This window comes from Lentzea indica, assembly GCF_012184385.1.
GTDB lineage: Bacteria > Actinomycetota > Actinomycetes > Mycobacteriales > Pseudonocardiaceae > Lentzea > Lentzea indica.
Genome location: NZ_VSRL01000012.1, coordinates 46,010 through 72,123 on the forward strand (window position 1 = coordinate 46,010; position 26,114 = coordinate 72,123).

Genomic DNA, 26,114 nt, shown 5'->3' on the forward strand with positions numbered 1-26,114 from the left:
CGTCCGAAACACGGACGACAGCCCGTCGGGCGCGCCGATAGCGTCCGCCGCATGCTCGAACTCACGTGGCGGCCACTCACCCGCGAGGACGCCAAGGCGTCAGCCGACCTCCTCAACGCCATGGAGACCGTCGACAGGATCGGCGAGAACTACACCGCGGAAGACACCTACACGGAACTCGTCGACCCTTACGCGGACCTGGAGCGTGGAAGCCTCGCGGCCTTCGACGGCGACCTCATGGTCGGCTACATGAAGATCCGCTACCGGCCGTCCGCCGCGGAAGTGCACCGCGTCTTCCTGGACGGCGGCGTCCACCCCGGCTACCGCCGCCAGGGCGTCGGCACGAGGCTCGTGCGGGCCGGAATCGAGTCGGCGAGAACGCTGCACGCGCTGCATCACCCGACGCTGAAACTCGCGATCGACGTCCACCGGCCCGAGCAGATCGCGGGACTGGACGAACTGGTCCGGTCCCAGAGCTTCGTGCCGATCCGCTACTACCAGCGCATGGAGCACTCGCTTCAGGACATCGACGTGGTGATCCCCGACGGGCTGCGGATCGAGCCGTGGTCAGAGGAGAACGACGAGGAGTTCCGGTTCGTGCGAAACGAGTCGTTCCGGGACAACTGGGGCTCGACGCCGATGCCCGCGGAGCTCTGGCAGAACAAGGTCACCAACCAGACGTTCCGACCCTCGGTCAGCTTCCTGCTGCGGGACACGAGCGGCGCTGCGGCGGGCATGCTCGTGACGATGAACTGGGAGGCCGACACGGAGGCCACCGGCATCCGCGACGCGCACTTCATGATCATCGGAACGCTCCCCGGCCACCGGAACCAAGGCGTGGCGAGCGCGCTCATCAGGCACGCGCTTCTGGCCGCCGCGGCCCAGGATTACGACCGCGCTCTGCTGAACGTGGACTCGGCGAACCCCTCCGGTGCGTTCGGGATCTTCGAGAAGGCCGGCTTCACGGCGACGATGCGATACGCGCGGTGGGCGCTGGAGGTCTGAGACGACCCCGGCGTTGTTGACGAGCCTCAGACCTTCTTGACCACGCTGGACTTGAGCTGCATCGCCCCGATGCCGTCGATCTTGCAGTCGATGTCGTGATCGCCCACGCCGTCGACCAACCGGATGTTACGTACCTTCGTGCCGACCTTCACCACCAGCGACGAACCCTTGATCTTCAGGTCCTTCACCACGGTCACCGTGTCGCCGTCGGACAGCGGGTTGCCCACCGCATCCTTGATCACCGTGATGTCGGCAGCCTCCTGGGGCGCCCACTCATGTGCGCACTCAGGACACACCAAGAGCGGGTCGAGCTCGTAGGTGTACTCGCTCGCGCATTTCGGGCAGGGCGGCAAGGCGTCACTCATGACGGAATCCTAGGTGCGGAGCAACAAGAGCTACGACGACGAAGACCCCCGGCGTCGTTGACGGGGGCCTTCGAAGCAGACTGCGTGGGCGAGGTCAGCCGCGCAGTTCCATCGTGCGGCGTTTGGAGATCGGGCAGTCAGGCCGGTGACCTGCGGTTACGCCCAACGACCGGTTTCTCGTCCCGTGACTGTCCCGCGTCGACAGCTAGGGAAGCTTCTTCCCGTTCTGGCGCGGCCTCTCGTCCAGGCGAGGGGAAACGAGGCAGCACGCGACGATGATCAGCAACACAGCGACGCCGAGCAGCACGGCGAGGGCGTAGATGACAGCAGCACTCGTCTTGGTCACAACGCAGGCAAGGATCACGAACAGCGCCAAGCCGACGACGCTGAGCGCGTCCCGCGCCGCGTGCTGCACTGCCGCGAGCCGACTGAGCGGCCCAGGGGAACTACTCTTCACTGCAGGTCCTTTCGGGGGCTGATTCGGGTGCGCCGCCGTTGTGCTCTGGCCGGGCTGGCGGCGGCGTACCTGTACGATCGATCTGTCCACGCTCCTCGGGCCTGTCCGGATGGGGACAAGGTTTCCTGAGTCGAGGTGTTTCTATCCAACAATATGGGCTTGACCTGCGGCAACCCGGATAGACATGCTGATACTAGAAAAGACATCAGACCGGGAGGCTATGTTGCCGGCGCGACGTGCACCCCTCGCCACCAGCGACGGAGCAATTGCGCGCCTCGCGTTGGACCTCCGGCGGTTGCGCAGCAGTGCTCCACCAGGGCGGCCGCACTCGGTCGATGCCATGGTCGGGAGGAGCGGTGTGAGCCGTGCCGCGATCTTCGCGGCAATGCGCGGGAAAGTGCTTCCTTCGAGGCAGACGATCGCCGCGATCGTGCGCGCGTGGTCACCCGACGTCGAGCGGGATTTGCCGTACTGGATGGCACGTCGCGATGACTGTGAAGCAGAAGTCGTCGGCGGTCGCCGGACTGTCCAGGATCGGCAGGCGTGGGACAACCTCGCAGGTCCGGGCGCTGAGTTCGGCGCTGAGCTGCGCAGGAGGCGGGTGGAGGCAGGGGTGTCGCTGGGCCGAATGGCGAACGTGGTGCATTACTCGAAGGGATACCTGTCCAAGGTGGAGAATGGACGCCTGCCACCGACGGCGACATTGGCCAGACTGACTGACGGTTTCCTGAACGCCGGAGGTGCCCTCGTCGCGCTGGCGATCCGCGGCAACGAATAGGGTTTCCGGTTTCCTTCGACCGTGCGCAACGGGAAACGTCGCAGGTCCCGACAGCGCCAAAGGGTAAGGCGTCGTCGAGCTGTCAGGAGGGTGCGCGGGTATCGAGGAAAGGGCGATGTGACTCATCTACGGAGCCGACCACATCTCCCCCGTCCCTCTCGTCCCTGCTGCGCTTAGCTCCAGGAGACCTGTGTCAAGAGTGGCCGTAGGCCATCGCGTAGCGACGCGAAGCGCTCTTGGTGCAGGTCTCCTGGTGTTAAACGATGGCCGGCATAAGGGTGGCGGGGGAGCCCACCTCGGCTGTCCCGTCCCGGAGCTATGCCAGGCCGATTTCCACCTGTTCGCGGTTCCTGTGGGGTCGGTCGGTCGCTGTCCCGTCCGGTCGGTGTAGGCCCTACCTCCCGTCGCCGGGCGCGGGTGGGTGGCCGAAGGCCGGGCCCCGCCCGCTTGCCCGAGCGACACAGGGGCGGGGCCGTTAAGCACCTGCCGGACGGGATGAGCCAGTGCGACCGAGCGGCCCCGCAGGGGCCGCCTTGATTTCGCGCTCGACACTGGGGCACTCGACATCAACCTCGTCTCCCGCACGAAGGTGGCCGTGGAACGCGGCAACAGCGAGGTTGACCCGCGCGTGGTGCTCAACCCGAAGCAGGCCCGGCAGATGCTCGCCGCGTTGACCTACGCAGGCACGATCACCGGCCAGTACGACTACCTCTACGCGTTCTTCGCGACCATGTACTACGGCGCGTTGCGGCCTGCCGAGGTCAACCGCCTGCGGGAGCAAGACTGCAAGTTGCCTGACGCCGGTTGGGGCGAGCTGCTGTTGGAGAAGTCGGCCTCACGCGCGAACGCCCGCTACACCGACTCAGGGGAGACCTGGGAGGTGCGCAACCTCAAGCGGCGTGCCGAGGGCTCGATCCGCTCGGTGCCGATCCCGCCGTCGCTGGTGGCGATCCTCCGGGCGCGCATCGAGCGGTTCGGCGTCACCGAGGACGGGCGGCTGTTCCGGGGAACGATCAGCGGCGGGCCGATCAACGCCACGGTCTACACCGACGCTTGGGACCGGGCGCGCAAGCTCGGCCTGAGCCCGGTGCAGTACTCCTCCCCGCTCGGTGAGGACCCCTATGACCTCCGGCACGCTGCCGTCTCCACCTGGCTGACCGCAGGCGTGCCTGCTGCCGAGGTTGCCGAACGGGCAGGCCACACGGTCGACGTCCTGTTGAAGGTTTACGCGAAGGTGCTCGATGGTCAGCGTGGCAGCTCGAACGACAAGATCGACGGCACGTTGGATGAGTAGCGGTATAGTGTTCTTGCAGGTCAAAGGACCCTCGGTGATCACGCCGGGGGTCCTTCTTGTCCCGTGACTGTCCCGTGGAGCGTGACAAGACCCGCCATTCAGTGCCGGACAGTGACGGAGACTCGCTCGACCTCGAACACGTGTCTTCGCGGGTGAAGGCCCGTTTCGAGCCTCTACCAGCGCAGATCAAGAACTACCCAGAGTGACTATTTAGCCCCGGAGTTCCATCGTGCGGAGCTTCCACATCCGCGAAGACGTGGTTCTGATCTGCGGTGGAGGCTTCAACCGACCTTGATCAGCTGTCGGCGTTCCACACATGTTCCACAATCTGTGCCTCAGACCTCGGCCGGCGGCTCAACCCGCTCGAACTTGCCCTTCGACGTTTCATAGATGCAACCGATCCGGCAGCTCAACAGCAGCTCGACCATGTCGCTGCCGGGATGCTCGGGCAACATCACGGCGAGTCTCTTGTGGTCGACGTAGCGGCCGTAGTCGAGGACCTGCCCCAGGGCAGTCCGCACGTAGTCACGTCCCGCGGAACCCTTGGCCTCGATGAGTTCAGCTCGATCGAGATCGAACAGGTCGATGCGAAGCTGGATGGTGCGCTCGGGCAGGACGATCACCTTGCCGGTGACCTCGCATCCGTCCTTGCGCCGCCACTTCCTGTATCGCTCCATCAGTTGGGCTTCCCGCCGGACGGCGGTCCGCTCATCGGCTCGCGGCCTCGTCATGAAGCTCACCGCACGATGCGCCTCGACAGGAACGTCGAACACCTTCGGGTCACCAGCTGCAGCCGGGCCAGGCTCGACCGTCGCGATGGCCGGTTCGTGACCGAGGAGCTTCGCGCGCACCCGAACCGCTTCGGCTCGCATCTCGTCGGGCCTGGCGAGAAAGTCGCGGACTACCTCGACCGTGAGCTCACCACCCCTGGTCTTTGTTCCCCGGTAGTCGGGGTGGCTCGTCGCAATGTCGGCCGTCTTGCGTCCGACGCTGGCTGGGCTTCGAAAGTCAGGACCGTGCTGATCCAGCGGGTAGAACAGCGGTGCTTGCAGCAGCTCAGAGAGTTCGATGACCTGCCAGTCATGCTCGTGACGTGTGGGCTGCCGCCATCCGTTCGCCTCTACGACAGCGCACGCCAGCACGATCTCGTCTCGCGTCCAATCCAGTACGGGGAAGTACCGGACCGTAAAGCCAAGATCAGGCTGCTCAAGCCGGTGGGCTACCGACTTGTCGCCACCGGTGAAGTCCTTGGCTGCTAGGCCGAGTGCGCATCCAACGATCGCTTTCGAGTCGTAGAGCCGCTCGTTGTACTCCAGGTAGTACGACTTGGCCTTGCTGAACTTGTACTTCTTGAGGAACGCTTGCCTGCCCAGTTCATCGAACTCGGCGATGGCAGCGAGCACACGCTCTCGCGTGAGGGCAGCAAGTGTCACACTGCGACGCTAGCCTCACCCCCTGACATTCGATGCGAACCAGCGGCGTCGTTCTTGGATCTCGACACGGGTGGGCGCAGGCAAGGGGACACGTACCGAACACGGTTAGCCTGATAACTTGCGATCCTCGTCGACGGGAGAAGCCATGGGGCGCAAGGCGTCACTAGTGCTCTGGGCCGTTGCTGACGTGATTGCCGGCGTCGTCGCGGTCGGCTTGCTGATCAACGTAACGAGCGGCCTGTTGCCCGAGCCTCTAACGGAACCGCAGGTGGCTTGGCCCGCACTACTTCTGGTTTCGGCGGTTGTTGCCGCCCTGGCCGTACGCCGCATCCGCCAGTCGGAACCGCCGCAGTCACCGAACGAAGCCCTCGAACAGCAGCGTCGGCACGACGAACTCACTCCCCAATTCGACATCACCTACCGACGCTCTGGAAGTTCGGATGTCGTCACGCTCTGCCTCGCCTTCGTTGGTCCTCTCGGCCTGGATCGGCTGGACAGCGTCGAAGTGGCCGTACGCAACGATCGCCCAGATCGTCGCCCCGTGACCGCGGGGCCTCCGACTGCTGAGGACATAGCGTCAGTCATCTGGAGCCCTTACCGGCTTCGGCCTGGCGTTGATCGTGCGGATCGAATGGGGCGTTGTACACCTGCCGTGCCTCTCGACCGCGGCGAGGTCCTTTACCGGACGCTCGAACTGAGCCTTACCCCGCACTGGGTGCCCAGCCAGGACTTCTGGCGCCAGCAATACGCCGACCAACCGGTCCGACTTACGTTGACGTGCACTAGAAAAGACCACTCTCCTTGGGTTCTACCGATGGAGATCACCATTCCGTCACCCGCGAGCAACGAAGCCTCCTGAACACTGCTGACCTTCTCGATGCGTGCTACCGGCGGCGAGATAATCTTCGATCTTTCGCGAAGGTCAGACGGTCGATACAGGCCGGTCACGGTCATTTCCGGTCGGGACGGTTGTTCTATTTTACTGTACGGCAACGCCCTGAAAGGCGCTATGCCTCCGGCTCGGCGGTCGGCGAATCCTCGCTGGTGTTCGTGCTTGTCAGGTAACCCCATCTACCTTCTCGATCCGGTAGCTGACCCACGTCTCCGGCGGGCGGTTCAACGACACCCAGACCCTCAGGCCAGACCTGTTCGTGTCGTGGGCGTATGTCCAGGCGAACGCGTACCCCATCAAACGAGGCATCCTGGAATTTGGCTTCAGCGAACGAGACATTCCCGCCGAACCTAGCTCCGCCAAGCCTGATTCCGCCGAACAAAGCAAACCCGCCGAACTCCGCTCCGTCGAATTTGGCGTCCCCGTTAAACCCCGTCCCCTCAAAGGATGCAAACTCATCGAATTTGGCCTCACCGAATAAAGCAAATCCACCGAACTCGGCTCCGTCGAACGAGACATCCCCGCCGAACACGGCACGGCCAAACCTGATATCACCGTTGAACGTGGCCCCGTCGAACGAGGCGGAACCGCCGAACTCGGCTCCGTCGAACGAGACGAACCCACCGAACGCGACCGCGTCGAACGAGACATCCCCGCCGAACACGGCCCGGTCAAACCTGACCTCGCCGCCGAACCCAGCCGCGTCGAGCTTGACGTCGCCTTTGAACGTGGCCCCGTCGAACGAGGCGGAACCGCCGAACTCGGCTCCGTCGCACAAGGCGAGCCCGCCGAACACGGCTCCGTTGAACGAGACGTCCTCACCAAATACGGCCCTGTCGAGCCCAACGTCCCCGAAAAAGACGGCGCCGTCGAGTCTGGCGTTCCCGCCGAACTCGGCCTGGCCGAACCGGGCCGCCTGAATCTGACACTTGCTGAGATCAAACTCAAGCAGCGTCGCACCGGTTAAGTCGAGGTCGATACCCTTCCAATACGTATCTACGGGATGCTCCGGTACCTCTCCAGGGCGTAGATGTGCGGCCAGGATGCGTTGGGCTGTCAAACGAACCTGACGCTCCTGGTGACGGCGTTCGTTCTCCGGTCGATCCACAGGTGACGTCGGCATGGCAGCTACAAACACCTGATCACCAGCGCTTGAAGGTGTCTCAGACTCACCGGACACATCGCCCGTACCAATCAGGTCCCGCGGAACCGGAGGTAGGTACGGCATCCTTAGGTAGGCGCAGAGCACGTTGACGATGGTCTGTCGTTGGCTGGGTGTGCCCTGGCCGAGGTCTTTCAATGCGTACATGCCGGCAAGCCGGACCGGCGCTTTGTCTGATCCGAGCTGGTCTGCGGCTTTGGTGAATCGCTCGGCGAACAGCTTGATGTCCTCGCGCTGATCGGCGACTTCGCCTAACCGTTGTTTCCGGTAGGCGACAACGAGCGCCACCACGGCACCCGCTCCACCGACGAGTGCGAGCACAACCTTGGCGAACTCGAAGCTGTTCGCGGTGGTCCAGCCGCTTACCTGGCGGATCGGCGGACGGCCCAACACCAGCCACAACCCGGCGCCGAACACGGCGGTAGCAGCAACCGCCACACCAAGAACCAACACGATATTGAGCCCCAACGACATGCGGGACCGGGCACGGTCGTTAGGACGGCGGCGGAGTCGCATGCCAGCGTCATACAGCGCCGACGTGACCACCGACAACGTGCCACGCACATCCGCCAAGCGAGATCCACTAACGGCCTAGCGATCCTGGTGGCAGTTCAGACAGAACTGGGCACCTGACGGCGAGCTCCATCATGCGGCGTTTGGAGGCTCGGCCTTCACGCCCAGTGACCTGCGAGCACACCCAACGAGCTGTGTCGCGTCCCGTGACTGTCCCGCACCGGAGAACACGACGGCGCCTTGCGTTCTGACCTCACCTACTGGAGTCGAGCGATCGACCCGTGCGCGGTGAGCAAGATCGGGTTACGCTGGCGCATCGTCGAACACGTGTGCGAGATGGGCCCCGGGTTTCATAAACCAGACCTCAGATGAGGTAGGATTTTTGAAACCTAGATGACTGGAGGGACCGTGCAGCACAAGACCCCTCGGGAGCACGTCGAGCGCCTCGCCGAACTCGACTTCTCGGTCGACCTCTTCCACGAGGTGCTAGCCGTGACGGTCGCAGACGTCCGCGGCTGCACCGACTTCGACGCGCCCGGCATGCGCGGCACCATGTTCTGGAGCCGCGCGAACCGGTACCTGGCGGAAGCGCTTCACCCTCGAAAGTGGGCGCACACGTCGCGCGACAGCATCCTCCGCATGATCCACCCGACGCGAAGCCACGCGATCACCGCCATCAGCGCTCAGGGCGGAGTCGGGGATCTCGACTCCAAGGTGAGGTCGAAGAACCCCAAGGGCGCCGCGATGGCCCGCCTGGTTGAGAAGAACGGGCAGTTCGTGCTGTTCACGTCTGATGAGGCGATTTACGGAAAGCAGCTCGAAGACATCCCTACCTGGTGCCTCCTGTACAAGCGCGAAAAGGGAACGGTAGTCGCGGAGCTTTCACTTCCAGTAAAGATGAATGGAAAGTTCATCGACGAGTGGCAGGAACGCATCCCTCTACCTCTGCCCGACCTTGGCGATCCTGGCGCAGGAATCGCGCTGCTTGACGACCCGCTGGACATTACCGACCCGGAGGTTACGGTAGAATTCCTGGAAGGGTAGAATAACTTCAACCAAAAAGTGGGGAGCGGTAGGTGTTCACGCCGGAGCGACTAGTTTTGGCGCGCAAGCGCAGAAGGATGACTCTAGCGGCTCTTGCTCGAAAATCGGGTGTATCGGCACAAAGCATCACCGCTTTCGAGAACCATCGAAAGGTTCCTTCCGGGGAGTCGATCGCATCTCTCGCAGATGCACTCAATTTTCCGGTCACCTTTTTCCAAGCTCCCAAACCCGTCGAGATGCAGCCGGACGCGGTGAGCTTCCGGGCACCGTCCAAGATGAGTGCACTAGAGCGCGACAGCACACTGAGCTCCGGCTCAGTAGCCGCGCTGCTCAACTCCTGGATGGAGGCACGATTCAAGCTGCCGCGGCCCAATGTGCCAACGTACCCGCATCTTTCACCAGAGGAAGCGGCTGAGCGGGTTCGAGCACTCTGGGGCTTGGGCGAGGATCCCGCACCTAATATTGTGCACCTACTAGAAGCTAACGGAGTCAGGGTTTTTTCGCTGGCTCCAGATTGTCTAGAAGCGGACGCCTTCTCCACGATCACTTCAGGCACTCCGTACATATTCCTCAATACCCGAAAGAGTGGTGAGCGTGGGCGTTTCGACGGCGCTCACGAGCTTGGCCATCTAGTTCTACATTGCGAACACAGAATTCCCCACGGCCCTGACTCCGAAGCAGAGGCAAACAGGTTTGCTTCTGCGTTCTTGATGCCAAAGGCAGGCATCTTTGCGCAAAAGCTCAATAATGCATCGGTAGAGCGAATTTTAAGCGCAAAGAGGCGCTGGGGCGTTTCAGCAATTGCGCTAACTTATCGACTGCGGAGCCTTGGACTGCTCTCGGAGTGGCGCTACAACCAAACAGCAAAGCAGCTTGCACAAATGGGCTACAGGTCAGGCGAGCCGAACTCATCCATGGTGCGAGAGAGCAGCAAGTTGCTAGCTAAAGTATTTGAAGCACTGCGCACGCAAGGTCTATCAGGAGCAGACATTGCGAAGCATATGGACATCTTCCCGGAAGAACTCAACGGCTACGTGTTCGGACTGATCCCAGTTGGGATGTCTGGCGGCGGCGAGACGTCGATTTCTACCCGGCCAGATCTTCGCCTTGTTCGCAGCTAGAAAATCCCAGTCACCAGCCCTGCAAAGCCTTTATCGAATCCGGCCGATCGCCACCTTCAGGTGGGATAACGGTGTAGCCCAAGCCTCGCAGTACCTCGGCAGCATCTAACGCCATATCCCGAACGACGGTTCGCGCTTGGTAACGCCTCCACCGTTCACGCCCCTGCAGAACTGCATCGCGCCAACCTTCCTTGGCGTGCAGCTTGCAGTCACGAATCAGGAACTCAACGATGTCTTCGAGACACGGCCTGAATCGTGCACCACCCACAGGGAGATGCAGCGACTCCATACTGTGCGGCGTCGCGTGCCCAGCCATCGACAACATGTGCGACAGCGCACCACGGTGAGCGTGCACCTGTATATGAGCACACGGCTTGCTGTGTGCGTCTCGCTCGTATTCCCAACGAATAAGCGGGACGCGGTCAATACTAGACCTGAGCTTCACGAATGAGTTCGACACAGCAAGGTACTTCTGGGTCGCATCGATTTGACACAGGTTGCTGATGTCCAGGCTGCCAAGCTCAACACCGTTCTCGCCAAACAACGAGACGGGGCGCTCAGTGCGGACAACACGTTTGCTCTCGTGTCGTTCTATGAGCATCGAAGGAACGTTATCGAAGGCGGCGTTGAGCAGAAAGGCTATCTCGTCAGCGAAGACAGCAACCTTTCCTTCAAGATCAATATCTTCGCTCACTTCTCCCCAAGCAGGAAGGCGATCTCCTGAAGGCTGTCCCACGCTTCCCACTCGTCGCCGGCAAGCTCGAAGCTGGCAGCCTTGGCCGACAGCGCTTCAAGGGTGGTGTCGTGCCGCTTCAGGATGGCGTCTCGTCGCTCCAGCAGCTGCTCACGTGTCACATCTACAACCCTGGTCACGTCTTGTCGCCTCCTCTGGCCATGGCCAGTACGCCTCACCTTGACTACTCAGGTTCATTATCCGCCAACTCTGTTGGACTGGCGTGTTGATCGCCCAGTTGGAGCATCCTTCGTTGGCAAGTCTGTGGGTTGGTCGACGCCGTCAAGGCGTTGAGCGGCCCACAGGCGCGGCAGCCGAGCGCCAAGACCAGCCTTGTAAAGCCGCTCACCAGGCGCTCGTCCGACTTGAGTGCTGCGCTTAGGCCACGGGGTGTCCGCATGTCATTGCCGATCCTGGTGCATCGAGATTGTTCCGCGGCTTCGTCCACTTGCGGCTCCCTGTGGGGGTCGCTGGTCGTGGCCTCGTCCGTCGCGGATGGCCCCGGTTACCTCGCCGGCGCCGACGCGGGCCGTCAGGCCCGCTTGGAGGCGCCGAACAACACCTACGGGGCTGAGCTCCGCGACGGATGTAGGCACGAACGACCAGCGGCCCCCGCAGGGGGCCGCCTTGATGAAGAAAAGAAACTCTGAACACGTCGGCGACGTTGGACAATGTCGTTGGACAAGTAGCCACCCAACACAAGATCCACGGCCAACTAGCACGTTGACGACTTGACTAGATCTATTTCCCGATTGAGCCAAGACCACACAAAGTCACGACGATCCGGTTGCACACTATTGATCGCCTGGGTTAGCCATTCAGGCAACGGCTGATCTTCTGCCCGCTTTCTCGCAAGTAGCTCCAGCGCCGATTGATACGTGGGCTTTTCCAAATCTAGAGACACACCATTGCCGACACCTCTTTCTGCTCCCTCAATTCCTATCAACATCAACCTAATCAGAGTCCACCCCTGATCTGTTGGGAACTTTTCGACGAGCAGATCACCCTCGTCAAACTTGTCAGAGAGCGCCGTTTTCGAGATTTCAACCGAAGACACCCAAGGCGGCGGCCCAAGCTTGTCCATAAACGAACCTAGCCATTCCAGCTCCTCAATCGTCACCGGAAAGCCGGGGTCAGAATCCATACCGAATTGAAGCAGGCGGAATGGAATGAACGAGCCCCAGTCGCCCCATCCGCGTCGCTGAACGGGATACCTGGCGCCTCGAAAAAGTACACTTAGCGGATCCAATTCGCGGGCGGGACCTTCCGTGATGAGCTTTTCGAGAGTAATGAACTCGTGTCGCCAGGCGGCGAACCAGACAACAACACGTCCGCAGGAAAGTATGTCTTTTGAGAACTTTTCAAAAAGCAGCCTTCGCTGTGTAGCCCAATAGCCATAGTCCGCGTCTTTTGCGGAAGTTAGGACGGAATCTGCCATCACCTGCGGAAGTTCCATGATCAGTTCAATCGCGGCCTGCCTGTCGACTTCCTTCTCCGCAGACATCGCTTCCGAAAGCACGGCCACGATCTCGCCTGACACCACATCTCGCAGCTCGGGAAGAATCGCGAAATACTCTGGTTCTACATACACCTCATCAGAACAGAGCCTGTGGAGAGACTGGGCGAAGTTGCGAGCTATCCTCGCGGCAAGTGGCATCGGGACATGCACAAATCCCAGGCAGCGCATTGCGAATCGCGCAACATTCTGCCTAGAAGTAGCGCTTCGATAACGCTTGTCGTTTAGGAGTGTCTCTAGAAGCCTTGCCGCGCCATCCCTCGAATGCTTATTCGAAATCTGTACTGCGAGTTCGGCGACGATTTCCCACTCTGCTGCCGCGATGCGCGGAAGGATTACTTTCGCTATTTTCTCTGGGCCGTCAAAAAGGCGAGTTAGCTCGTAGGCCGCGAAGTATTCCATAAATGTTCGATGCATGAAAGCGAAGAGGGTTTCGCCATCAGCGGTTGTCCCGACGTCAGTCAATACCCAGCCACGCCCCCGGCAGAACTCGATAAACTGGCGGGCCGCCTGTTCGGCTTCTGGTCTTGAGCTGAATGCAGGCTGCAGAAACTCTACCGCCTCCCTAATCAGAGCACTTTCCGTCACACCCTGGCCTGATTCAGGGTTTGTAAACATCCAATATGCAAGCTGCTTAATAGCTCCGTCAACGTATGCACTCGCCTTTAACTCGACATAAATCTTACGACTACTGTCCCATTTGTCAAACAGCAGACGAGCACAGTGCTCGTACATCTCAGGCCGGTTTCGTGGTATCCACTTTTGCCCGCGATAGATGATGCACATCAAGGAGAGCATAAGAGGATTAGTTCGGAGTTCCCTGACGGCGAAGCTTTCCTCCAAGAATGCCTCGGCTAAAGAAATAGAATCCTGCGAGTTGCTGCTATCTACATGCAGGAACCAGTTCTTGACATACTTCTCAACATCCCTGTCGGAAAACTCGGAGATCTGGTAAACGTCGAAAACCTCAGGGTCCATTGCAGCTTCGTCATAGCCAACGCGCCGCGACGTAACCAAGACTCTAGTTAAGGGGTATCGACTACAAAACAACTCGACACGATTTGTCACTTCACGTCGGCGTGAAGTGTCGACAAGTTCGTCGAGACCGTCGAATATAACGATCGCGCGACCCGCCAATAAGAGGCCTTCGACCGCGTCTGATGGAGCCGGGCACTGATAATGAGCGGACAGCCTTGATTCTACGTGCTCGACGATTGATTGACTGTCGTCAATAAAATTCCGAAGGACCACAAGAAATGGCACACGGTCATCAGCGTTGCCCGCCACACTCCAGGCTAAGACATTACTTGTTGTCGACTTTCCTCCTCCTGGATCCCCGAGAAGAACACTTCGGTCAATCGCTCCCTGCAAGCTCCACACGTCCTCCACCAAACTCAAAGGATCTTTGGTGCCAATGCGCGGTGAAACAAAAAGCGCCTCAAGCGGAACTTTTCGCTTCCGCTCGAAGTCGGGTGGCTCAATGTACCCATGGGCCGCCCTAACTTGAATCCGATATGCAGCCTCCCACTCCGCAGTAGCAGCCGCCTCAGCGAGACCTACGGAGCGTTTCAGAAATGCGTTATGGCGCTTGATGCCGTCCGCGCTAGAATTGCTCAACGTCACCGAAGCGGTCTGGCGAAGATCCGTCAGCCCGCTGCCTTTTATCTCCAGCTTACTGACCAAACCCTGTACTACTCGATCAAGCTCGTCGAACAGAACTCCGCCGAACTCCATCATTTTTTCGCTATTCGCATGCGAAAACTCTAGACGTGTGGCCATTTGCATATTTTCGCGGACGCGGTCGGCAACATGATCGGGCATTCCCATGATTCGTGCCGCGACAAGCTCATGCAATAGCCCTTGGAAAACCGGTCCGCTAAGGCTTCGCTTGACTTGCGCAAGCGATACCCCGGAGGAAAGTTCCGGAAGAACTACAGTGAGACGAAGTTGCCCAGTAAAGTCGTGCCTCACTAACTGCTCTACTACAGCAGCGGCTAGTTTCTCACGCTTGGCAGTAGGGGAAATCCTCTTTCCCCAAAGTCGCTTTCCGACTTGGGTTAAAGCAGCTTTGAGCGAACCTTCAATAGCTTTTATGGCAACTAGTTCTAATCCAGTGGGCATCCGGACTCTCGGCCCTCTCTTCGCGACGCGTCAGCGCGGAGAGTTTACGCAGGCGAGCACACAGAACTCCAGATCGAAGCAACATAGCACACCCGAGCAGATACTTACCTACCATTAACTAATCAAATCAAAGCTTCGGCCAATTCCATGATCGAATGGAATTTCAGCTCCTAGATCCCATCGATGGAAGCAGAGCTCCCGACACGTCGAGGAAGTCTCGTACAGCTGGCGATTCCCTGTGACTGCGCAGACGTGATCGGAGATCAGCAACAGCTTCGACTGAACGTGAAGACTTGACTGTGGCGGCGAGCTTCGCCGCTGCCATGCCTGCGGACGCTGCGGCTTCGAGGTCGTGCGAGTCGATCGCCGCGCGTGCAAGGGCGGCCTGTGCCATCGATCCCCGACGCGCCCGGTTCTGCCGCTCGGACTCGACGATGGACAACCCGGCAAAGTGCGTTGCCTCATCAGGACGCTCAAGATCGCGGAACGTATGAGCGTGCTCGCCGTTGAGATACGCGGGGTCAATGAACCGCGCCCACTCCGGCTCATTCTCCACGGACACGTTTTCGAACGCCGTCTGTGACAGGTGCACGCTCTTCGCGGCGGCCTTCCCGTCTCCCATCGCTGCTTCGGCGCGAGCCTGGAGCGCGTAGAGGTCCGCAAGGCATGCGGTCGAGCTGCCCTTGGCCAGTAGCCCGGCCCGTCCGGCCTTCGCGAGCTGCACCGCCTGCTCCGGCTCGCCGGTCAGCGTCGCCTGGTCGGAAAGGCCGGCCAGAACGTGTGCGCCAAGGTCTGGGCTTCCCGCGGCTTCCGCCAGGCGGAGTGACTGGATGAGGTAGCGCTGGGCCAAGGCGTGCTCGCCGTTGTCGAACGCCATCCATCCCAAGAGGTAGAGCTGTTCCGCAGCTGCCTCGTAGAGCGCGGCGCCGTTCGGGGTCTCGGGGTCGTTGGACTTCAGCAGCGGCACGACGTGCGAGGTCAGGTAGGACGCGAGCTGCTCGCGGGCGTGGCCGCCGCCGCGCATCACGTCGAGCTCCTGGAAGACACCGAAGGTGCGGCGGATCGCCTGGACCTGCTCGGTGCTGATCTTGCCGGTGGCTGTGGTCGCCTCGTCCAGCGTGGCGAGCAACCAGTCTCGGCTCGGTGCGACCGATGCGGCGACGGAGAACAACGCGCTGGACAGGAAGGTGCGGCGCTCCATGTCGTGCCTCCCAAGCTCGGCTACGACTTCCACCGTAGTCGGGAGAGAGGCCGCGTAGGCAAGACCAAGGTCGGAAAGTGATTTCTCTTGCGGCGCTTGGGTTTCCGCATCGCGATAACCGGCACGGAACCACCGGTGTTCGTGCGGCACGCGCAGGGCGTTGCACCAGCGCTCAAGACGTTCGAGATCGGTGACCGGCCGGCGTCCGCGCTCGATGACGCTGACCTGGCCCTGGGTGATGTCGAGCCACGCCGCGAGGGTCGATTGCGGCAACGTCGGGCTGTGGGCCTGGCGGTACGCGCGGAAGAGCTGGCCGATGTTGAAGGTGCGCAGGGCGTCCTGGATCGACGGCTGAAGCCAGAAGTCTGGTCGCTGGACCGGCGCGTGGGTGGCGTATGCGGCTTCGCAACGGCCGCACAAGGTGCCCTTGCGGTCGCTCGCCAAGAGCGTGTCGCAGGTGCGGCAGCGCTGCTTGGACGAACTCACGCGCGACCCCTCCCCTGCTGGTCAACCCCCGAACCTGAGCCGAGTGTAGCGGGTCGATTACGCCCTTAACCTGGACTTATCGATACCTGCGATACGGCCATCGGTAGTTGATATTGGATTGATTCTCCGTGCGGGCGACTGTGGTTCTACAAGACCCAGGCGCTAACGGAGGTGGATCACATGGGCTTCTACGTACTGGTGCAGCCAGAAGAGGACGCAGAAGCATCGCTGGTCGAACACGCACAAGGCCACCCGTCGCTCGTCGTGATGTGCGGCGACTCCCAGATCACCGTGCAGCTTGCGGGGCGGCAGGATGCGGCCGATCTCGCGATCGCTTTCGCGCGGAACCTTTCGCGCGCCGCGACAGCCTTCGCCGATCGAGTTGACGCGCTCACTGCGAACTGGCCGAAGCTCAACTTCGAAGATCTCGCCGCGAAGGTCGGCACCACGCCCGAAGAGCTGCCTGATCAGCTCGCCGGGCGGCACGCGCTGACGGTCGACGCGGAGTGGTTCGGAGAGAGCGGGCCCGGCGGACCGGAAAGGCCGGCGTGATCGGTCGAGCGGCGGAAGCTCTGACGTCCTTCGTCGTGGTCTACGCGGGCATCGTCGCCTGGCGACGGTTCACCGCTCGGAGGGCAGAACCACCAACACACCAGAAGAACAACCGGTAGCAGCGAAGGAGGGCAAGGTGTCAGAGACCGGATGGACCGCAGAGACGTGGCGTGATCTGTACGCCTTGGCCTCCAAGTTGGATTCCAAGGTGGACGAACTCAGCGATCGTCTGACTCGGATCGAGGACCACCTGAAGGAGAGCCGAACACCTCCGCCTCAACGGCGGAAACGCGCTCGCTGAGGTTGTCCAGCGTGCCGCTGATCTTCTCCAGAATTGCCCGAAGCTCATGCGGGGAGCCAACTTCCGGCTCCTCCGTGTGGGCTTCTGGCTTCTTCACCACGATGGTGCCCTCGCCCTGCCGGGACATGACGAGTCCGGCAGTGCGCAACACGTCCAGTGCCTTCTGCAAGGTCATGACGGCGCGGCCGTACTTCGTCTGCAACTCGGCCAGAGACGGCAGCTTGTCCCCCACCTGCACGGCGTCGGACGCGATGTATCGCCGCAGGTCATCAGCGATCTGCTGATACGCCGGCCGCGGGTCCGCGGGATCAAGTGCCATACACACACTGTAGCGACAAAGCTAGCAAAGCTGAATATCACCCGATCGGACCAGTGACTCTTCTAGCTCTACTAGCTATGTTGGTTGTAGTAATAGAGCAGGACCTACTACGAGAGGTACCAACGTGGCTCTGAACGACATCCCGGTGATCCTGTCCCACTACAAGCTCATGATCACTGAAACGCCCTGCGTGAAGATGCGCGAGCTGGACGGCGGGCAGTTGGTGCCCGTGATCGACCGCCACACGAACGAAGAGCAGTTCGTGGTGGTGCTGTTCGCCAAGCCCCGACCGACCGAGGGCCGCCGCAAGGCGAAGGGCGAAGAGATCCGCGTCAACCTCCCCCGCGACCCCGGTGCGGGGTTCGAGGAGGGGGACTACATCGAGCTGGTCAACCCCGTGATCAACACGTACGAGATGCGCGGGGACGACGGGAAGATCACCGCGTCCGGCCTGTGGTTCAAGGCCGATGGCCTCACCCCGGCGGCCCAGGTCGTGGTGGCTCCCGCGGCCTAGTCCCGTGAGCCCTGCCCGGTAGGCCGGTAGCCCGCTTCGAGTCGGGCCAGGGCGCTCATTTTTGCTCTTTGAGAATTCCACAGTGAGTCGAACCATGCCTAAATCCGGAGCATTTCGTGTGCTCCGGGAGATTCGGTGAGCCCAGGTACGTCTTCGTTCCTGGGTTTGCCGTGCCTCCCGAAAGGAGTTTCGGCATGGATGAGCGCTCGTACCCGATCGAACCCGCCGATCCGGCCGGCGACGATCCGCGCTTCACGTTCGGCTTCGTCCACGAGGTCGGCGAAGTCCTTGCGAAGCACGGCTTCCCGTGCGTCGGCCAGAGCTGGCGGGACCACCTGGAGCTACAGCAAGCGCTGTACCGCTTCATCTACGTGGGAGACACGAGGACTGAGAGGTTGGCCAGTTGATCCAAGAGATGTTGAACGAGCGGGCGCAGCAGCGGTACGGCGCGTTCGTCGGCGCGATGGACTTCGTTGAGGAACTGCTCGTGCCGCTAGAAAATCTCATCAACAAGATGAGTGAGAAACCTGGAAAAGCTGGCAGCTGGCGAGTGGCCACGCCAGACGAACTCAAGGGCCATTTGCGGACCGCGCGGAACGACCTCAGTGCGCTCCGGGAGCAAGCCAAGCGGCACGAGATCAATTTGAAGGCCAAAGAGTGGGGAGCCTGATCGATGTCTCACCAGCTCGACAACGCCGTGTCCAACGTGGACCAGGCAATGAAGCAACTCCGCACGGCGATGGACGGCATCCCGGTTCGCCGTGAGGGCTTCACCGACCTGCGGCGCCGGTTCGTCCGCTCGGTCAGCGTGCTGACCACGGAAGCGTCTTACGCCCGCGGGCAACTGCCCAAGGACTAGATCCGCACTGATCAACGCGACGGCCGATCTTCGACACGTTCGGGGGTCGGCCGTCGCGCATCTACCAAGGAGTTCAACAGTGGGCTGGAAGTGGAACGCAAGCAAGCGCGTTGTAGCCGCCGAGTTCCGCGCGGCGCGATGGCTGGCCAGGAACCCGGAATGGATGCTCGCGCCGTCGACTGTCGCTGCCGGTGCCTGCACGCTCGGCCCGACGACCACCGGCTACGTCCTCGGCGGCGCGGCTGGTGCGACCGGGCTTTGGTACCGGGGTCACCCGGACTCGTTCGACACGCTGGCCGCGCCGGTTCTGAGGGCCTGGCAGCGTCGGTGGTTCGGGGCCTACTCCGGTGGACGCTGGCGAGACCTGATGGACGTACACAAGCTCACAACCGAGCACCGCCGGAAGAAGGTCACGAACTATCCGCGCGTGGTACGTGTCCGGTCGTACTCGCCGTCCATCGACACCGTGTTGGTGAAGTTAGCCAAGGGCCAGTCACCGATGCACTTCGCCCGGCAGGCCGAAGAGCTGGCGCACTCGATCGGGGCTGAACGCGTTGCGATCGAGCTGATGAAGCCCGGTTACGTGGCGCTCGTGGTCCAGCAGGACGAACCGTTCACGGAGATCATTCCGGCGCCGGACATGCCCGAGCACTCCGAGGACGTGAACCTGCGGGCGGTTCTCCTCGGTGAGGACGAGTACGGCGCCGACTGGACCGAACCCGTCCAGGGCACGCACACCCTCACCGCTGGCGGAACCGGATCGGGCAAGAACTCGCTGGCGTTCGCCAAGCTGCGCTCGATGGCGCCGCTGATCAGGGACGGCATCGTCCGGCTGTGGGTCTGCGACCCGAAGTACCTGGAGTTCGCGGCCATCAAGCCGATCACGGAGAACCGCTACGCCGATGACGCGGGCGACTGCCTGGAGCTGATCGAAATGTGGGTCGACGACATGGAGCGCACCCAGAAGCGGATGCAGCGAGCGGGGCTGCGGTCGGTCGAGCCGTCACGTGAGTACCCGCTCAACCTGCTGATCGTGGACGAGATCGGCTCCCTGGTCGCCTACCGGCCCGAGTACGCCCGGCAGATCACGGCCCTGCTGGCTCGGGGCACCTCGATGGGCCGCGCAACCCTGCACGTCGCAGACGCCTACATCCAAGAACCCGACAAGGACACGCTGTCGATCCGGGACCTGTTCCCCAACCGCGTGTGCCTGCGCACCACGTCACCGACGCACCCGGACATGGTGCTGGGTGACGGCGCTCGGGAACGGGGCGCGATCGCCGACCAGATCCCCGCCATCCCGGAAACCGCCGGCATCGGCTACCGCACCGACGAACGCTCACGCGTTCCCCGACGAGTCCGCGCGGCCTACACCACGGACGACAACATCCGCGAACTCGTGGAGTTCGTCCGCAACGGACAGACTGGTTCCATCCGCTCGATCGCCTGACTTTCTTTCACCCCAACACTTTTCGCCACTAACCGTGGAGGCCTTGTCATGCCCGAAAACAGCGCACCTCGACGTCTGGACGGCCTGCTCCGCTCGATCCGCGGCCACATCCGCACACTCGGCCTGCCCAGGCCAGACCGCTTGGTCATCTCCACACCGTCCGGCTCGGTGCACGCCGAGTTCACCTCCGGCACCGCACCCGATCGACTCGCGTGCCTGCTGGTCTGGGCAGCCTCGCTGCACGGGGTCGAGCTGACGTGGACCCTGCAAGCCGCGGGAACTCTGTCGGTTGCCGCGACCGGACGGACCAGCTCCGGAATCACACTGGGGCTGGCCGCGTCGGCCTCGGTGGTCGAGCTGGGCGGCAAGCTCAAGTCCAGCTCGGCGGCGGTGCTCGCCAACGCCTTCCGGCTCTCCGCCTGCACGCCAGAACAGGTCACCTTCGATGAGGTCGCCAAGGTTGTGCAGGCCGCACGCCGTGGCTCGCCTTCGCGGTTGGCGGTGGCAGCGTGAACACCGAACCGCACGGCTACCGCGTGCTGATGAAGCTCCTGTTCGGCGGCGAACCGCCCGCCTGGCGCGACCGGGCCGCCTGCGCCGACGCCGATCCGAGCCTGTTCCACACCGCCGGCCGAACCGCCGCCGCCAAGGCCGTGTGCGCCACCTGCCCGGTCCTCGCCGAGTGCCGAGAGAACCAACTCAGCTGGGAAGCGAACGGACCCGCTCGGTACCGAGACAACGCCTTTGGCGTCGTGGGCGGCCTGTCCGGCGCCGAACGCCGCCGCATCCACTACCCCGCCAGGAACGCAAAGGACGTGGCCTGATGAAGCTCGTACTCGCCGTCCCGGTCAATCTCCGCAGCTTCGCCCGCGTCGCTCACATCGTGCTCGCCGCTGCGGCCTCGCTGTTCTGCATGTACCTCCTGTTCGGCTTCGTCGGGCTCCTGGTGCTCGTCGCCGAACTGCTCTGGCTCGGGACTCTCCTCCGCAAGGCCGCGTACGGGAAGTAGGTGGCCAGGTGTCCGGGAAGTCCAAGCACAGCAACGAAACCGAGTCCGCCGAACCTCGCGAGACTCGAACTGTTCGGCGCCTGCGGGCACAGCTCGATGAGGCGCAGGACATCCACCAGCTCGCTGCGAACCCGTTGCTGGCGGCCGTGCGGGCGGATCGGTTCCGGGTCTCGGTCACGCGCTCCATGTGGTGCTTCATGACCTGCGGCCTCGGCTTCACCGCGACCGGCGTGCAAGCGTTCCTCGCCGGGGACCTCGGGCCGTCTGACCCGATGTGGTGGGGCGCGTGGCTCGTGGAACCGGCCTTCGCCGGAATCCTGATCACGCTCCTGCGGTGGGAAGCGCAGATGCTCTCCCACGGCCTGGCGGTTGATGATCGCCCGGTCAAGTGGCTCAAGCGGGTGCTGCTCGGGGCCACGCTGGTCACCAACGTGTGGTCGTCGCTGCGGCCTCCGGACGGGCAGATCAACGCTGGGATGGTGTTCCTGCACCTCGTGATCCCGCTCGTGGTGTTCCTGCTGGCCGAAGTCATGCCGGTCATTCAGCAGCGGTGCAACGCCGCGCGTGATCTGGCGGCTCAGGTCGTCGCTCCCGCTCCCACGAACCCCGCTGCTGTCCCTGCACCCGTTCGGTCCGCCGTGCGGCTTCCTGGGCACCTCCAGGGCGCGTTGGACGCCAAAGCGAACGAGGTCCGCGCTCAAGGCCGTGCACTGACGGCGCAGGACGTCCAGGACGCGCTGAACGTGCCTGAGGACTACGCGGAACGCATCGCCGCACAGCTCGCGGCCTGACCCATCTCGATCAACGCGGGGCATGACCAGAACACCGGTCGTACCCCGCCTTTTCGTTTCTCCACAACGGAAGGAGCCTCATCCGTGCTCACTCTGGAAGACCGCATCACCGCACGAGTCAAGGCGGTCGACTTCCGGGCATGGCGAGACCGGGTGACCGCAATCGGCGGATGCGCCGCACCCATCCGGTTGTCCGGCGCCTTCCAGCTCCAAGACCTCAACGGCGGCGTGATCGAGCACATCGGCGGGGACGTCATGGTCCCGTGCGGCAACCGCCGAGAGTCGGTCTGCCCGGCCTGCTCCGACCGGTACGCGGCCGACGCCTACCACCTGATGCACGCGGGCCTGGCTGGTGGCAGCAAGGGCGTTCCCGCGGACGTCTCCGAGAAGCCTCGGGTCTTCGCGACGCTCACCGCGCCGTCGTTCGGCCCGGTCCACAACCGACCGACCATCACGACCGGCAAGGTCCGGCCCTGCACGGGCTGCGGCGAATGGCACCACGGCGACGATCCCCGCATCGGCGGCGCCGTCGACCCCGGCAGCTACGACTACATGGGGGCGGTGCTCTGGCAGGCACACGCGGGCAAGCTGTGGCACCGGTTCACCATCGCCCTGCGCCGCAAGCTCGCTGGCGCGGCCGGCCTGAAGGTCTCCGAGTTCAAGAACCACGCCCGGCTGTCGTACGCCAAGGTCGCCGAATACCAGCGGCGGGGCCTGGTCCACTTCCACGCCGTCATTCGCGTCGACGGACCGGACGGACCTCACGACCCCACGCCGGCCTGGGCAACGGCCGAACTCCTCGGCGACTGCATCAAGGCTGCGGCTCGCTCGGTCGGGATCGACACCACGCGGCCGGACGGCTCGGCGCTGCGCCTCCTGTGGGGCGAACAGGTCGACACCAAAGGAATCCGCGGCTCCCAAGTGGAGGACGAGTCCGGCGAGATCAACGAGGCCCGATTGGCGGGCTACGTCGCCAAGTACGCCACCAAAGGCACGGGCGCGAAGGACACGGCGGACCGGCCGATCCGCTCACAACTGGACATCGACGTACTGCACATCTCCGAGCACCACCGGCGGATGGTGCAGACCGCGTGGGACCTCGGCGGCCTGGCCGACTTCGAGGAACTCAACCTCCGCAAGTGGGCGCACATGCTCGGATTCCGCGGCCACTTCCTCACCAAGTCCAAGCACTACTCGACCACGTTCCGCGCCATCCGCGAAGAACGCCGCACATTCCGGACGCTCGAAATGTTCGAGCGCCTCGAACTCGATCCCGCGGCCGTGGTCGTCGTCAACGACTGGCAGTACGCCGGGTCCGGCTACGACAACGACGCGGAACGCGAGCTCGCGGCTGGCATCGCCGAACGAGTCCGAGCTCAACGCCTACGCAAGTACGAACAGGAGGGGGGACCTGACCATGTCCGAGCTGCCTAACCCGGACGACTTCATGACAGCCGACGAGTTCTGCGCCCGGATGCGCATCTCGAAGGACACGTTCTACAAGTGGCGGCAGATTCCCGGAGCCGCTCCTGTCGCGCACAAGATGCGGAACGGGGCGCTGCGCATCTCCGGCGCCGACTTCGCCGCGTGGCTGCTCGGCCTGCGGAGTGATGCCGCGTGAACCTCACCTACAAGGTCAGCATCTACGCGCTCAAGGTCCTCAAGCCGGACGCGAACGGGAAGGTCCGCCCGAAGCCCTACGGGGTCCGCTGGGCGACGGCCGGAAAGCAGCACTCGGAGTGGTACAAGTCCAAGGCGCTCGCGGACAACCGGCGCTCCGATCTGAAGCAGTTCGTCAGGAAGGGCGAAGCCTTCGACATCACGTCGGGGTTGCCGGAGTCGGAGGTCAAGAAGCAGTCCGCGCGGTCGCTGTTGAAGCTCGCGCAGGAGTTCATCAGCGAGTCGTGGGAGGAGGCGGCGCCCAACACGCGGAAGCGCTACGTCGACACCTTGGCCATCCCGGTGGCCGCGTTCGTAGCGACGCAGAAGGGCGCCCCTCCGGTTCGGGTGCTCCGGCGGGTGCTGACGACCTGCCTCCTGCCGGACAACACTCGGAACAGGTCGCTGTCAGGCACGGAGCAGGACGCAGGGGACTGGATCGAGGTGAACTCGCGTCTGGTTCGCGAACTCGCCGACAAGATCGAAACTGGCCGGTTGCTGCGGTCGCTTGGCCGGAACCTCAATGGCAAGGCTGCGGCGGCGTGGACGATGCGAACCCGGCGGGGCGTGCTTCACCACCTGCTCGGGTTCGCGGTCGACGTCGGCGAACTTGATGCGAATCCGGTCACCGGACTGAAGTCCTCGACGCAACGGGGCACGAGTGAGGTTGACCCGCGGTCTGTGGTGAACCCGGCTCAAGGGCGTCAGTGCCTCGCGGCCGTGACCTACGCGGGCACCACGACCGGGCAGTACGACTACCTGTACGGGTTCTTCGCGACGATGTACTACGCGGCTCTGCGACCATGTGAGGTCAACCGGCTTCGGGAACCTGACTGCAAGCTGCCCGAGACCGGCTGGGGTGAACTCATCCTGGAGAAGTCGGCTTCGCGGGCGAACGGGCGGTACACCGACTCCGGCGAGTTGTGGGAGACGCGTTCTCTGAAGAGGCAGGCTGAGGGTGCCGTTCGACGTGTGCCGATCCCGCCTGTGCTGGTCGCGGTTCTCCGGTGGCATCTGGAGACCTTCGGGACCACGCCAGATGGGCGGTTGTTCCGAGGGACGATCAGCGGCGGACCGATCAACGCGACGGTCTACACCCACGCCTGGGGTCGCGTTCGTGAGTTCGCGCTCTCGCCGGAGCAGTTCGAGTCGCCGTTGGCGGACACGCCGTACTCACTCCGACACGCGGCGGTCTCGACGTGGCTCGCCGCCGGCCTTCCTCCGGCTGAGGTCGCGGAGCGCGCTGGGCACACGGTCGACGTGCTGCTGAAGGTCTACGCGAAGGTGCTGGACGGGCAGCGGGAGAAGTCGAACCAGAAGATCGACATCCTGCTGAACGGAGAAGGCTGATCGCCGATCGGCTTCCGAACAGGAATTCAGGACGCCCGTCGGAGCGGTCAGTCGCTGGTCGCGGCCGACGGCCATACATCCTACAACAAGCGGGTACCGAAGGCGCCGCGTGATAGGTCTGTCTGCCTGTGCACGAGGTTCTACAACCTACGCGTGCACAGGCAGACAGAGTAACGACGGCTCCATGCTCGCCCTCCGCGTCTACTCGTGCTCCGCTAGATGCTCCGGGGAGCGCCTACGGAACAACAGTCACCTAGCAGACTGGAAGACTAGTCTAGTACGCCTGGCATATGCGTTCGCCCGACCACGATGTGCTTCGCGCATCCTCGTGCAAGGCCGACCCGACAGTTGGTTGCGATGAGGTGTCCAACTTTCAACAAAGGCGACCGCGCCGGTCGACTCATCGCACAGCAAGGAACCAACATACTACGTCAATCAGCGCCACATTCAGTTCAGATATTATTCGACCGGAACTGATCGCCTCATCCAGGCAAGAAAAGTTATTAAGCACAAGCCGCCGTCAACCCAGGGCAGCCGAAACGCACGCTCAAAGGCCCATAAACCAGACAAGGCGCTTCGCCGTAAATAAGAGGTCACAGATCCTGATCTTTAGATAGAGGACCAGAAAGCTCGCAAGCTCGCCACCTGGGGCACCAGAAAAGCGCTCGACAAATTCTCGGCGCCGCTCAATGTTGCGAGGATCCTTCGGGCAACCGAGACGGTCATTCAACTTCCCCTCGGAGTCCTCGAGGACGACCTCAAGGTCGGTTGGCGCGCTACCCTTTTCAGTCCGGAACCTCCAGACCAACGTGACCCTGCGATCTTGCTTGCCCTCAAAGCGAAGCGGCAGGCTTATGCTCTCGACACCTTCCTTAATCTGCACTGGTCGCGGATTACAAAAAGAGAACCCGAGGCGATCTGCAGACCAGCGCACTAGATAAAGCTCACTGAGTCCATTTGCTTTGGTAGACATGTTCTGAATGTCACCAGTGATCTCCCCGATCAAATATTCGCCTTCGACATCCGCCTCGTTACGAAAATCGGAAGAGATCACTCTGAACGCAAACCGATCACGCCCCTTGCTTGCGGCGCTAATTAACAGCGACAGGGTCACAATGCCCAGACAAACCGTGACGAGATGAACCTCGGACATGACGTCCCTCTCGGTACTCAGGTCAGATCAGCCGAA

29 protein-coding genes are annotated in these 26,114 nt (G+C 62.6%); 19 read left to right on the forward strand and 10 right to left on the reverse strand.

Annotation, left to right across the window (positions count from 1 at the left end; translation table 11 throughout):
* Positions 1–51 precede the first annotated feature (51 nt).
* A complete protein-coding gene (locus FXN61_RS05580; protein ID WP_167970876.1) occupies positions 52–1,005 on the forward strand; it encodes a GNAT family N-acetyltransferase in 954 nt (317 codons plus the stop codon).
* A 26-nt stretch (positions 1,006–1,031) separates the two neighbouring features.
* On the opposite strand, the gene FXN61_RS05585 is transcribed toward FXN61_RS05580, so the two are convergent.
* Both FXN61_RS05585 and FXN61_RS05590 read right to left on the reverse strand, forming a co-directional pair.
* On the reverse strand, positions 1,032–1,370 hold the full coding sequence (locus FXN61_RS05585; protein WP_167970877.1) for a zinc ribbon domain-containing protein YjdM: 339 nt from the start codon (positions 1,368–1,370) through the stop codon (positions 1,032–1,034).
* A 205-nt stretch (positions 1,371–1,575) separates the two neighbouring features.
* Entirely contained in the window at positions 1,576–1,827 is a 252-nt protein-coding gene (locus FXN61_RS05590) for a hypothetical protein (protein ID WP_167970879.1), read from the reverse strand.
* 358 nt (positions 1,828–2,185) lie between these two features.
* Here FXN61_RS05590 and FXN61_RS54135 point away from each other — a divergent pair, with 358 nt between their 5' ends.
* Together FXN61_RS54135 and FXN61_RS05600 are read left to right on the forward strand one after the other, a co-directional pair.
* Positions 2,186–2,605, forward strand: coding sequence for a helix-turn-helix domain-containing protein (locus tag FXN61_RS54135; protein WP_312877560.1), 420 nt, complete (start codon positions 2,186–2,188; stop codon positions 2,603–2,605).
* Positions 2,606–3,200: 595 nt separating this feature from the next.
* The gene (locus tag FXN61_RS05600; RefSeq protein ID WP_167970881.1) at positions 3,201–3,899 is read left to right on the forward strand and encodes a tyrosine-type recombinase/integrase; all 699 of its coding nucleotides are present in this window, start codon (positions 3,201–3,203) and stop codon (positions 3,897–3,899) included.
* 335 nt (positions 3,900–4,234) lie between these two features.
* Here FXN61_RS05600 and FXN61_RS05605 read toward each other — a convergent pair whose 3' ends face one another.
* Positions 4,235–5,332, reverse strand: a complete 1,098-nt coding sequence (locus tag FXN61_RS05605; RefSeq protein WP_512698736.1) for a ScoMcrA-related endonuclease — start codon at positions 5,330–5,332, stop codon at positions 4,235–4,237.
* 145 nt (positions 5,333–5,477) lie between these two features.
* On the opposite strand from FXN61_RS05605, the gene FXN61_RS05610 reads away from it, so the two are divergent.
* Positions 5,478–6,191 (forward strand): hypothetical protein, encoded by a 714-nt coding sequence (locus FXN61_RS05610; protein WP_167970884.1) that lies wholly within the window; start codon positions 5,478–5,480, stop codon positions 6,189–6,191.
* A 148-nt stretch (positions 6,192–6,339) separates the two neighbouring features.
* Here the strand turns inward: FXN61_RS05610 and FXN61_RS05615 are convergent, their stop codons facing one another.
* Positions 6,340–7,950 carry a pentapeptide repeat-containing protein gene (locus tag FXN61_RS05615; protein WP_312877563.1) on the reverse strand — a complete coding sequence of 537 codons (1,611 nt, stop codon included), beginning with the start codon at positions 7,948–7,950 and terminating at the stop codon, positions 6,340–6,342.
* A gap of 357 nt (positions 7,951–8,307) precedes the next feature.
* On the opposite strand from FXN61_RS05615, the gene FXN61_RS05620 reads away from it, so the two are divergent.
* Together FXN61_RS05620 and FXN61_RS05625 are read left to right on the forward strand one after the other, a co-directional pair.
* The gene (locus tag FXN61_RS05620) at positions 8,308–8,943 is read left to right on the forward strand and encodes a hypothetical protein (RefSeq protein ID WP_167970886.1); all 636 of its coding nucleotides are present in this window, start codon (positions 8,308–8,310) and stop codon (positions 8,941–8,943) included.
* Positions 8,944–8,975: 32 nt separating this feature from the next.
* Complete coding sequence (locus FXN61_RS05625; protein WP_167970887.1) at positions 8,976–10,064, forward strand: helix-turn-helix domain-containing protein; 1,089 nt, start codon at positions 8,976–8,978, stop codon at positions 10,062–10,064.
* Positions 10,065–10,074: 10 nt separating this feature from the next.
* On the opposite strand, the gene FXN61_RS05630 is transcribed toward FXN61_RS05625, so the two are convergent.
* From FXN61_RS05630 to FXN61_RS05645, 4 genes are all read right to left on the reverse strand, one after another.
* The gene (locus FXN61_RS05630; RefSeq protein WP_167970888.1) at positions 10,075–10,758 is read right to left on the reverse strand and encodes a hypothetical protein; all 684 of its coding nucleotides are present in this window, start codon (positions 10,756–10,758) and stop codon (positions 10,075–10,077) included.
* The gene (locus FXN61_RS05635; protein WP_167970889.1) at positions 10,755–10,937 is read right to left on the reverse strand and encodes a hypothetical protein; all 183 of its coding nucleotides are present in this window, start codon (positions 10,935–10,937) and stop codon (positions 10,755–10,757) included. Before FXN61_RS05635 ends, FXN61_RS05630 begins: the two co-directional genes overlap by 4 nt.
* 575 nt (positions 10,938–11,512) lie before the next feature.
* Positions 11,513–14,434 (reverse strand): NACHT domain-containing protein, encoded by a 2,922-nt coding sequence (locus FXN61_RS05640; protein ID WP_167970890.1) that lies wholly within the window; start codon positions 14,432–14,434, stop codon positions 11,513–11,515.
* 163 nt (positions 14,435–14,597) lie between these two features.
* Positions 14,598–16,121, reverse strand: a complete 1,524-nt coding sequence (locus tag FXN61_RS05645; protein ID WP_167970891.1) for a helix-turn-helix domain-containing protein — start codon at positions 16,119–16,121, stop codon at positions 14,598–14,600.
* A gap of 180 nt (positions 16,122–16,301) precedes the next feature.
* Here FXN61_RS05645 and FXN61_RS05650 point away from each other — a divergent pair, with 180 nt between their 5' ends.
* A complete protein-coding gene (locus tag FXN61_RS05650; RefSeq protein WP_167970892.1) occupies positions 16,302–16,673 on the forward strand; it encodes a hypothetical protein in 372 nt (123 codons plus the stop codon).
* A 218-nt stretch (positions 16,674–16,891) separates the two neighbouring features.
* On the opposite strand, the gene FXN61_RS05655 is transcribed toward FXN61_RS05650, so the two are convergent.
* The gene (locus FXN61_RS05655; RefSeq protein WP_167970894.1) at positions 16,892–17,293 is read right to left on the reverse strand and encodes a GntR family transcriptional regulator; all 402 of its coding nucleotides are present in this window, start codon (positions 17,291–17,293) and stop codon (positions 16,892–16,894) included.
* Between the two features lie 124 nt (positions 17,294–17,417).
* Between FXN61_RS05655 and FXN61_RS05660 the strand changes: the two genes are divergently transcribed.
* From FXN61_RS05660 to FXN61_RS05715, 12 genes are all read left to right on the forward strand, one after another.
* Positions 17,418–17,807: a hypothetical protein gene (locus FXN61_RS05660; RefSeq protein WP_086666398.1), complete on the forward strand. Its 390-nt coding sequence runs from the start codon at positions 17,418–17,420 to the stop codon at positions 17,805–17,807.
* Positions 17,808–18,001: 194 nt separating this feature from the next.
* Entirely contained in the window at positions 18,002–18,214 is a 213-nt protein-coding gene (locus tag FXN61_RS05665) for a hypothetical protein (RefSeq protein ID WP_167970896.1), read from the forward strand.
* Entirely contained in the window at positions 18,211–18,477 is a 267-nt protein-coding gene (locus FXN61_RS05670; protein ID WP_246290769.1) for a hypothetical protein, read from the forward strand. The genes FXN61_RS05665 and FXN61_RS05670 overlap by 4 nt, the downstream gene beginning before the upstream one ends.
* Before the next feature lie 3 nt (positions 18,478–18,480).
* On the forward strand, positions 18,481–18,666 hold the full coding sequence (locus FXN61_RS05675) for a hypothetical protein (protein WP_030473189.1): 186 nt from the start codon (positions 18,481–18,483) through the stop codon (positions 18,664–18,666).
* Positions 18,667–18,745: 79 nt separating this feature from the next.
* The gene (locus tag FXN61_RS05680; RefSeq protein ID WP_312877561.1) at positions 18,746–20,116 is read left to right on the forward strand and encodes an FtsK/SpoIIIE domain-containing protein; all 1,371 of its coding nucleotides are present in this window, start codon (positions 18,746–18,748) and stop codon (positions 20,114–20,116) included.
* Positions 20,117–20,164: 48 nt separating this feature from the next.
* Positions 20,165–20,629, forward strand: coding sequence for a hypothetical protein (locus tag FXN61_RS05685; RefSeq protein WP_167970897.1), 465 nt, complete (start codon positions 20,165–20,167; stop codon positions 20,627–20,629).
* Positions 20,626–20,940, forward strand: coding sequence for a WhiB family transcriptional regulator (locus FXN61_RS05690; protein ID WP_312877562.1), 315 nt, complete (start codon positions 20,626–20,628; stop codon positions 20,938–20,940). The genes FXN61_RS05685 and FXN61_RS05690 overlap by 4 nt, the downstream gene beginning before the upstream one ends.
* A complete protein-coding gene (locus tag FXN61_RS05695; RefSeq protein WP_167970898.1) occupies positions 20,940–21,125 on the forward strand; it encodes a hypothetical protein in 186 nt (61 codons plus the stop codon). The genes FXN61_RS05690 and FXN61_RS05695 overlap by 1 nt, the downstream gene beginning before the upstream one ends.
* Positions 21,126–21,133: 8 nt before the next feature.
* Positions 21,134–21,916 carry a hypothetical protein gene (locus tag FXN61_RS05700; RefSeq protein ID WP_167970899.1) on the forward strand — a complete coding sequence of 261 codons (783 nt, stop codon included), beginning with the start codon at positions 21,134–21,136 and terminating at the stop codon, positions 21,914–21,916.
* An 84-nt stretch (positions 21,917–22,000) separates the two neighbouring features.
* Positions 22,001–23,350 carry a replication initiator gene (locus FXN61_RS05705; RefSeq protein ID WP_167970900.1) on the forward strand — a complete coding sequence of 450 codons (1,350 nt, stop codon included), beginning with the start codon at positions 22,001–22,003 and terminating at the stop codon, positions 23,348–23,350.
* Positions 23,334–23,537: a helix-turn-helix transcriptional regulator gene (locus FXN61_RS05710; protein ID WP_223165320.1), complete on the forward strand. Its 204-nt coding sequence runs from the start codon at positions 23,334–23,336 to the stop codon at positions 23,535–23,537. Before FXN61_RS05705 ends, FXN61_RS05710 begins: the two co-directional genes overlap by 17 nt.
* Entirely contained in the window at positions 23,534–24,925 is a 1,392-nt protein-coding gene (locus tag FXN61_RS05715; RefSeq protein WP_167970901.1) for a tyrosine-type recombinase/integrase, read from the forward strand. Before FXN61_RS05710 ends, FXN61_RS05715 begins: the two co-directional genes overlap by 4 nt.
* Before the next feature lie 547 nt (positions 24,926–25,472).
* Here FXN61_RS05715 and FXN61_RS05720 read toward each other — a convergent pair.
* Positions 25,473–26,078, reverse strand: coding sequence for a hypothetical protein (locus tag FXN61_RS05720; protein ID WP_167970902.1), 606 nt, complete (start codon positions 26,076–26,078; stop codon positions 25,473–25,475).
* Positions 26,079–26,114 lie beyond the last annotated feature (36 nt).

Excerpts from the sequence above, each read along its gene's own strand:
- FXN61_RS05675 (WP_030473189.1), top strand. The coding sequence starts at position 18,481 with ATGTCTCACCAGCTCGACAACGCCGTGTCCAACGTGGACCAGGCAATG.
- FXN61_RS05610 (WP_167970884.1), top strand. The coding sequence starts at position 5,478 with ATGGGGCGCAAGGCGTCACTAGTGCTCTGGGCCGTTGCTGACGTGATT.
- FXN61_RS05695 (WP_167970898.1), top strand. The coding sequence starts at position 20,940 with ATGAAGCTCGTACTCGCCGTCCCGGTCAATCTCCGCAGCTTCGCCCGC.
- FXN61_RS05720 (WP_167970902.1), bottom strand. The coding sequence starts at position 26,078 with ATGTCCGAGGTTCATCTCGTCACGGTTTGTCTGGGCATTGTGACCCTG.
- FXN61_RS05665 (WP_167970896.1), top strand. The coding sequence starts at position 18,002 with ATGGATGAGCGCTCGTACCCGATCGAACCCGCCGATCCGGCCGGCGAC.
- FXN61_RS05655 (WP_167970894.1), bottom strand. The coding sequence starts at position 17,293 with ATGGCACTTGATCCCGCGGACCCGCGGCCGGCGTATCAGCAGATCGCT.
- FXN61_RS05640 (WP_167970890.1), bottom strand. The coding sequence starts at position 14,434 with ATGCCCACTGGATTAGAACTAGTTGCCATAAAAGCTATTGAAGGTTCG.
- FXN61_RS05650 (WP_167970892.1), top strand. The coding sequence starts at position 16,302 with ATGGGCTTCTACGTACTGGTGCAGCCAGAAGAGGACGCAGAAGCATCG.
- FXN61_RS05585 (WP_167970877.1), bottom strand. The coding sequence starts at position 1,370 with ATGAGTGACGCCTTGCCGCCCTGCCCGAAATGCGCGAGCGAGTACACC.
- FXN61_RS05710 (WP_223165320.1), top strand. The coding sequence starts at position 23,334 with ATGTCCGAGCTGCCTAACCCGGACGACTTCATGACAGCCGACGAGTTC.
- FXN61_RS05685 (WP_167970897.1), top strand. The coding sequence starts at position 20,165 with ATGCCCGAAAACAGCGCACCTCGACGTCTGGACGGCCTGCTCCGCTCG.
- FXN61_RS05580 (WP_167970876.1), top strand. The coding sequence starts at position 52 with ATGCTCGAACTCACGTGGCGGCCACTCACCCGCGAGGACGCCAAGGCG.